The sequence below is a fragment of the Shinella sp. M31 genome (genome assembly GCF_049199205.1).
GTDB lineage: Bacteria > Pseudomonadota > Alphaproteobacteria > Rhizobiales > Rhizobiaceae > Shinella.
The window spans coordinates 20,944-27,127 of the sequence record NZ_JBLZPH010000100.1; the positions used below are offsets into that span (position 1 = coordinate 20,944).

The window sequence follows — 6,184 nt, forward strand, 5'->3', positions numbered from 1 at the left end:
CCGTCATGGGCGAATACCCGCGGCCGGCCTGCTTGCGCGCAGATGAGTGGGACAATGCTCCCCGCTGTCAAGAACCTTCTGCATGGCGGTCCAGGTGCGGATGTTCTTCGCCACATAGGCCTCGCCGACGGGCAACGGCCTCGGCATAAAGCGGCCCTTTCAGCCGCTCCAGCTCGCCGCGCGCCACCTCGCGGTACCAGGCATTGCGGCTCTCCGCGATGCCATCGGCAAAGCCCGCTTTCGTCATCGCCTGGAGATAGCTCTGCGACGACGCCATGCCGAAGCGCAGTCCCTCGGCGGCGATATAGTCCTGCATATCGGCGCTCGGCTCGCCATCATGACCGATCAACCAATCGGAAGCGGCAAGCATGCCACCAGGCTTCAGCACGCGGAACAGTTCGGCAAAAAGTGCCTCCTTGTCCGGCACATGGATCATCGCATCCTTGGATAAGACGACGTCGAAGGCGCCGTCATCGAACGGCAGCCGCCCCGGCGGGCTCGCGACGAACCGGGCGACGGTCGAAAGCCCCTGCGCCACCACAGCCGCCTTCGCCCGCTCGATAACGGGCTGTTCGACGTCATAACCGACGATCTCCGCCGGACGGTACGTCCTGGCGATATGCAGCGTGATGCCACCGGCGCCACAGCCAAAATCGAGCATGGATTTGCCCGCGAGATCGATGCCCGCAAGCACGCGGTCGACTTCCGCCGGGCCGCCGGGCGAAAGATAACCCTCGCCCCACATCACGCCAAGGAAGCGGATCGCCGCCTCGTCGTATTCCGGTTCCGCCGCTGCACCATCCTCGACTGCCGCCGTCATGGCTTCCCTGCTTTCGGCCCCATGGCCGGTGCCATTTCCAATGGATCGAAATTCTAGCGCATAATCAGGCGATTGCAAGATACTTGCTGAATGATCATTCAGAATATCTGGACAACATTTTGTTTTTGATGCAGCTTTTAAAAACAACGGAGACATCAAGAATGCAAAAGTACGATGCCCTGATCGTCGGCGGCGGCCATAACGGGCTGGTGACGGCCTGTTATCTCCAGCGCGCCGGCCTCAACGTTCTCGTCGTGGAAAAGAACGGCTGGGTCGGCGGCGCGGCCACCAGTCGCGAGCTGACGCCCGGCTTCCTCTATTCCAACTGTTCCTATGTCTGCTCGCTGTTCAGGCCGGAGATCATGCGCGATCTCGAACTGCCCAAACACGGCCTGCAGGTGATCTCCTATGAAGGCGGCGCGGTCTTCACCCGCGACGGCGACTATCTCGCCTCCTACCGCGACCATGACAGCCATCGCCGCGAATTCGCCCGCTATTCCAAGCGCGATGCCGAGGCCTACGAGCGCTATGCTCGCGACGTGACGCGCCAGTGCCGTTTCATCCAGCCGCTCCTGATGCGCACCGCCCCCGACCCCTTCGGTTTCCGCCCGCGTGATATTTCCGAACTGCTCTACCTCGCCAGGAAATTCGGCGCGTTCAGCCCGCATGAAATGGCCGAGACGCTGCGCTTCTGGACCATGTCGATCTCCGATTTCCTCGACGAATATTTCGAGACCGACGTCATCAAGGCCTATCTCGCACTGTCCGGCATCATTGGCACGGCGCTCGGCCCGATGTCACCCGGCACGGCCTATGTTCTCCTCCACCATTATATGGGCGAAGTCGACGGCTCCGTCGGCGCCTGGGGCTATGCCCGCGGCGGCATGGGTGCCGTGACGCAGGCCCTGTCCCGCTCCTTTCAGGCCTCCGGCGGCACGATCCGCACGGATGCGGAGGTCTCGAAAATCCTGACACGCGGCGGCCGCACCACCGGCGTCGTGCTGGCGAACGGTGACGAGGTGCGCGCCGATCTCGTCGTCTCCAATGCCGACGTGAAGCGAACCTTCCTGAAGCTGGTTGACGAGACGGACCTGCCCGGCGATTTCGTCCATCGCGTCAAGCATTTCAAAATGCGCGGCTCGTCCGGCAAGGTGAACATCGCCCTCGACAGCCTGCCGGAATTCCCCGCTTTGCCCGAGGGTTCGAACTGCATTCGCGGCGACATGCATTTCACCGACAGTATCGAGCGCATGGAACGCGGTTACGACGACTGGAAGGCCGGGCGCTGGTCTGCCGATCCCTTCCTCGACATGATGATCCCCACCTTGCTCGACCCGACGATGACCTCGCCCGGCAAGCATTTCATGAGCTGCTTCGTGCAATATTGCCCGCCGAAGGTGGAGGGCCGCGACTGGACGGATGCCGATCGCGACGCCTTTGCCGAGACCGTCATCAGCCAGATCGCCGATTATTCGCCCGGCTTCCGCGACCGCATCGTGCATATGGAAGTGCGCACGCCGCGCGAGATCGAGGCGGAAGTCGGCCTGACCGAGGGCAATATCTTCCAGGGCGAACTGACCTTCGACCAGCTTCTCTTCAACCGGCCGGTACCCGGCTATGCGCAATACCGCAGCCCCATCCACGGGCTCTACATGTGCGGTTCCTCCACCCACCCGGGCGGCGGGGTGATGGGCGCGCCCGGCCGCAACGCCGCCGCCGAAATCCTGCGCGACCTCAAGCGTTCTCCCGTTGAGATGAGCAAAGCCCATGACGTCATTTGATGCCATCGTGATCGGCGCCGGCCACAACGGCCTTGCCGCCGCCACCCGCCTCGCCAAGGGCGGCCGCCGCGTTCTGGTGCTGGAAGCGGCGAACGAACCGGGCGGCGCCACCCGCGGCCGTGAATTCGCCCCCGGTTTCCGCTCCGCCGGCCTTGCCCATCTCGTCAACCGGCTGGATGCGGAGGTCGCCAGGGATATCGGCCTCGACCTCAAGGGCGATGAGAAACTGCTGCCGACGACGGTGCTCGACGGCTCCGGCACGGCGGTCGTCCTGCACGGCGCCTATGGCGAGAGCATCGACGGCGTCTCCGCGGAAGAGCAGGCCGCCTTCGCGGCGATGCGCAAGAAACTCATCTTCCAGGCGGGCATCCTGAAGCGCTTCCTGCGCCGCCCGCCGCCGCAGATCGGCGCGGTCTCGCTCGGCGACCTCTCGACGCTTGCCGGCGCCGGCTTCAGTCTGATCCGTAAGGGTCGCAGCGAAGGCCGCGATTTCCTGCGCATGCTGCTGATGAACGTCGCCGACGTCACCGACGAATACCTGACCGACGACCGCCTGAAGGGCCTTCTCGCCTTCGACGCCACGCTCGGCATCCATCTCGGCCCACGCTCGCCGACCTCCCTGCTCGGCCTCTACTACCGCCTGACTGGTGACGTCGCCGGCCGCCCAGGTGGGCAGTTCGTACCGCTAGGCGGCATGGCGAGCATCGCCCCCGCCTTCCGGCGCGCGGCGGAAAAGGCCGGCGTCACCATCCGTTGTTCGACGCCCGTCGCCCGCATCCTCGCGGATCGCGGTCGCGCCGGCGGCGTCGTTCTCGGTGACTGCACGGAGATCTCGGCTCCTGTCGTCGTTTCGGCCGTGCATCCGCAGACGACCTTCCTGCGCCTTGTCGATCCCGCCGAAAGCGGCACCGGCTTCGTCCGCTCGGTGAAGAACGTGCGCAGCCAAGGCAATGTCGCCAAGCTCGATCTCGCGCTGAACCGCGTCCCGGACTTTGCCGGCCTACCGACGGAGGCCCGTAACGGCCGGATCGTGCTGGTGCGCTCGAAGGAACAGGTCGAGACGGCCTTCAACCCGGCAAAATACGGCGAATTCTCCACCGATCCGGTCATGGAAATCACGCTGCCCAGCCTCGCCGACCCGTCGCTTGCCCCATCAGGCGCCTGCACGCTGTCCGCACTTGTGCAGTATGCACCCTACCGCCTCAAGGCCGGCTGGGAGCATGGCAAGCCTGCCTTCCTGAAGATCGTGCTGGAGGTGCTGGAGCGCCACGCGCCCGGCATCGGCAAGTCGATCCTCGCCGCCAATCTAATGACGCCGGTCGATATCGAGGCGGAATACAATCTGCCCGGAGGCCACTGGCATCACGGCGAATTGCAGGCCGACCAGCTGCTCGTCAACCGCCCGACGGGAGCGGCGTCCGGTTACAAGACGCCGATCGAGGGTCTCTATCTCGCCAGCGCCGGCGCACATCCGGGCGGCGGGATTTCCGGCCTGCCGGGCTGGAACGCCGCGCGCCACATCCTTTCGGGAGCGACCGCATGAACGCCATGACGACATCCGCCGCCGACCTGCGCCGCGCCGCCCGAGACCATATCCTCCTGCCCCGCCTCGAAACGCCGTTCCACGAACGCCTGATGGCGATCAGCGAGGTCAACAACTGGTATAACTGGGCCGGCTACGAGGCGCCGCATTCGCTGACCGACGGCGAGCTCGAATATTTCGCCATCCGCTCGACCGCCGCGCTGTTCGACATTTCGCCCATGGTGAAGTACCGCATCGCCGGCCCGGATGCGGAACGCTACCTCAATCGTCTGACATTGCGCGACGTCCGGAAACTCGGCGTCAACCGCGTGCACTACACTGCCTGGTGCGACGATCACGGCCATGTGCTGGATGACGGCACGCTGTTCCGCCTCGGCGAACAGGAATTCCGCCTCTGCTGCCAGGAACGCCACCTGCCCTGGCTGCTCGACAGCGCCTTCGGCTTCACCGTCGATATCCGCGAGGAGACGGAGGAAATCGCCGGTCTCGCGCTGCAAGGCCCGACCAGTTACGCCGTGCTGCGCGATGCCGGTTTCGCCGGTGTGGAACGGCTGAAACCGTTCGACATCGCCACCTTCCCACATGAGGGCGGTGAGGTCGCGATCTCGCGCACCGGCTTTACCGGCGATCTCGGCTACGAACTGTTCGTGCCGCGCTCCAGGGCACTCTCGCTCTGGGACCGACTTTGGGCCGCCGGCGAGCGCCACGCCATCCGCGCCATCGGCTATGGCGCACTGAACCAGACGCGCATCGAGGCCGGCTTCATCGTCGCCAATGCGGATTTCATGACCGCCGAAGCCGCCCTGCGCGCCGACCGCGTGCGTATGCCCGATGAAATCGGCCTCGACTGGCTGGTTGATCCGGACAAGCCGAATTTCAACGGCCGCCGCGCCATCCTCGATGCGCGGCGGAATCAGACTCTCAAGCACATCCTGTTAGGCCTTGAAATCGAAGGGAATATTTCCGCCGAACAAGCCATCGTCTATCACCGGCAGAAGCATGAGGCGGGCCTCGTCACCGCCGCGATCTGGTCGCCGACCGCCAAGCGCAACATTGCCATCGCCAGCCTGGAACGGCCCTACGGCTCGAAGTTCACCGAAGACCTTTGGGTCGAAATCTATGCGATGCGCGAGCTGAAATACCAGAAGATGATGAAACGCGCGAAGATCGTACCCCGCCCCTTCGTCAAGCTCGCCCGCCGCACGGCGACCCCGCCGGGCCTCAAATAAGTGGACGCGGAAACCCGCCATAACTGGGAGATCATCGCCATGCCGCCTGGCGCCGAATGGTCCGGGCGTGCGCGCTATGCGGCTGCGATGTATTTCTGCCAGCGCGGCGAGATGGCGCCGGAGGTACTGGAGATCTACCGCATCTGTTCCAGGCTCGATGCGGAGGACCCGGTGTCGGTCCTTCGGCGCTGGCAGGTGGGCGCGGAATGGATCTCGAAGCTGGAGGCTTTCCGCCGATCAGGTTGACGGTGTGGGCGCCGAGTAGGTCGCAAACAGTCGGCGCAGCGCATCCTTGCCTTCGCTGGCGATATCGAAGCGGCGTCCGAACAGCAGCCATTCCGAGCACAGGCCCTTGATGACCCAGCGCAGCATGGAGGCGGCCGAACGGGGCGTCCACGCACCGCCGAGCTTGCCCTGCCGCTCAGCCTTCACGAAGGCTGCTTCCAGCGCCTTCATATGCTCGTCGTCGAGATCGTTCTGCCGTTCGGAAATGGCGGCGAATTCGCCTGTCGTGTCACAGCGCAGGAGAATAGAGAGGATGCGCTGGCGGTGCTCGTCCTCGGCCAGCAGTTCCAGCCATTCGCGGCCGACCCGTTCGAGCACGCCGAAGACATCGGCATTCTCGGCTTCCAGCTCACGGGCGATCAGTTCTTCCTGGGGCATGGGCAAGGAATTGTAGAGCTCCAGCACCAGATCCGCCCTATTGGCGAAGTGCCAGTAGATGGCGCCGCGGGTAACCCCCGCGGCGCGTGCCACATCCTCCATGGAGGCATGGGCAACACCTTTTTCATAGAAGACCTTCTCGGGCGCC

Annotated in this window: 6 protein-coding genes; 4 read left to right on the forward strand and 2 right to left on the reverse strand. The window is 64.5% G+C overall.

Annotated elements, in window-relative coordinates:
* Positions 1-67: 67 nt before the first annotated feature.
* Positions 68-976 carry a methyltransferase domain-containing protein gene (locus tag ACOZKU_RS17390; RefSeq protein WP_421579921.1) on the reverse strand — a complete coding sequence of 303 codons (909 nt, stop codon included), beginning with the start codon at positions 974-976 and terminating at the stop codon, positions 68-70.
* 5 nt (positions 977-981) lie between these two features.
* Here ACOZKU_RS17390 and ACOZKU_RS17395 point away from each other — a divergent pair, with 5 nt between their 5' ends.
* The 4 genes from ACOZKU_RS17395 to ACOZKU_RS17410 are packed head-to-tail and all read left to right on the forward strand — an operon-like array spanning position 982 to position 5,619.
* On the forward strand, positions 982-2,601 hold the full coding sequence (locus ACOZKU_RS17395) for a phytoene desaturase family protein (protein ID WP_421579922.1): 1,620 nt from the start codon (positions 982-984) through the stop codon (positions 2,599-2,601).
* Positions 2,588-4,144 (forward strand): phytoene desaturase family protein, encoded by a 1,557-nt coding sequence (locus ACOZKU_RS17400; protein WP_421579923.1) that lies wholly within the window; start codon positions 2,588-2,590, stop codon positions 4,142-4,144. The genes ACOZKU_RS17395 and ACOZKU_RS17400 overlap by 14 nt, the downstream gene beginning before the upstream one ends.
* A 5-nt stretch (positions 4,145-4,149) precedes the next feature.
* The gene (locus ACOZKU_RS17405) at positions 4,150-5,373 is read left to right on the forward strand and encodes an aminomethyltransferase family protein (protein ID WP_421579930.1); all 1,224 of its coding nucleotides are present in this window, start codon (positions 4,150-4,152) and stop codon (positions 5,371-5,373) included.
* A gap of 39 nt (positions 5,374-5,412) precedes the next feature.
* Positions 5,413-5,619: a hypothetical protein gene (locus tag ACOZKU_RS17410; protein ID WP_421579924.1), complete on the forward strand. Its 207-nt coding sequence runs from the start codon at positions 5,413-5,415 to the stop codon at positions 5,617-5,619.
* On the opposite strand, the gene ACOZKU_RS17415 is transcribed toward ACOZKU_RS17410, so the two are convergent.
* Positions 5,611-6,184: TetR family transcriptional regulator (locus ACOZKU_RS17415; RefSeq protein WP_421579925.1), on the reverse strand; the 574-nt coding region annotated here is incomplete at its 5' end. The genes ACOZKU_RS17410 and ACOZKU_RS17415 overlap by 9 nt on opposite strands.

Coding starts and splice junctions, on each gene's coding strand:
- ACOZKU_RS17390 (WP_421579921.1), bottom strand. CDS start 976: ATGTCTCCGTTGTTTTTAAAAGCTGCATCAAAAACAAAATGTTGTCCA.
- ACOZKU_RS17395 (WP_421579922.1), top strand. CDS start 982: ATGCAAAAGTACGATGCCCTGATCGTCGGCGGCGGCCATAACGGGCTG.
- ACOZKU_RS17400 (WP_421579923.1), top strand. CDS start 2,588: ATGACGTCATTTGATGCCATCGTGATCGGCGCCGGCCACAACGGCCTT.
- ACOZKU_RS17405 (WP_421579930.1), top strand. CDS start 4,150: ATGACGACATCCGCCGCCGACCTGCGCCGCGCCGCCCGAGACCATATC.
- ACOZKU_RS17410 (WP_421579924.1), top strand. CDS start 5,413: ATGCCGCCTGGCGCCGAATGGTCCGGGCGTGCGCGCTATGCGGCTGCG.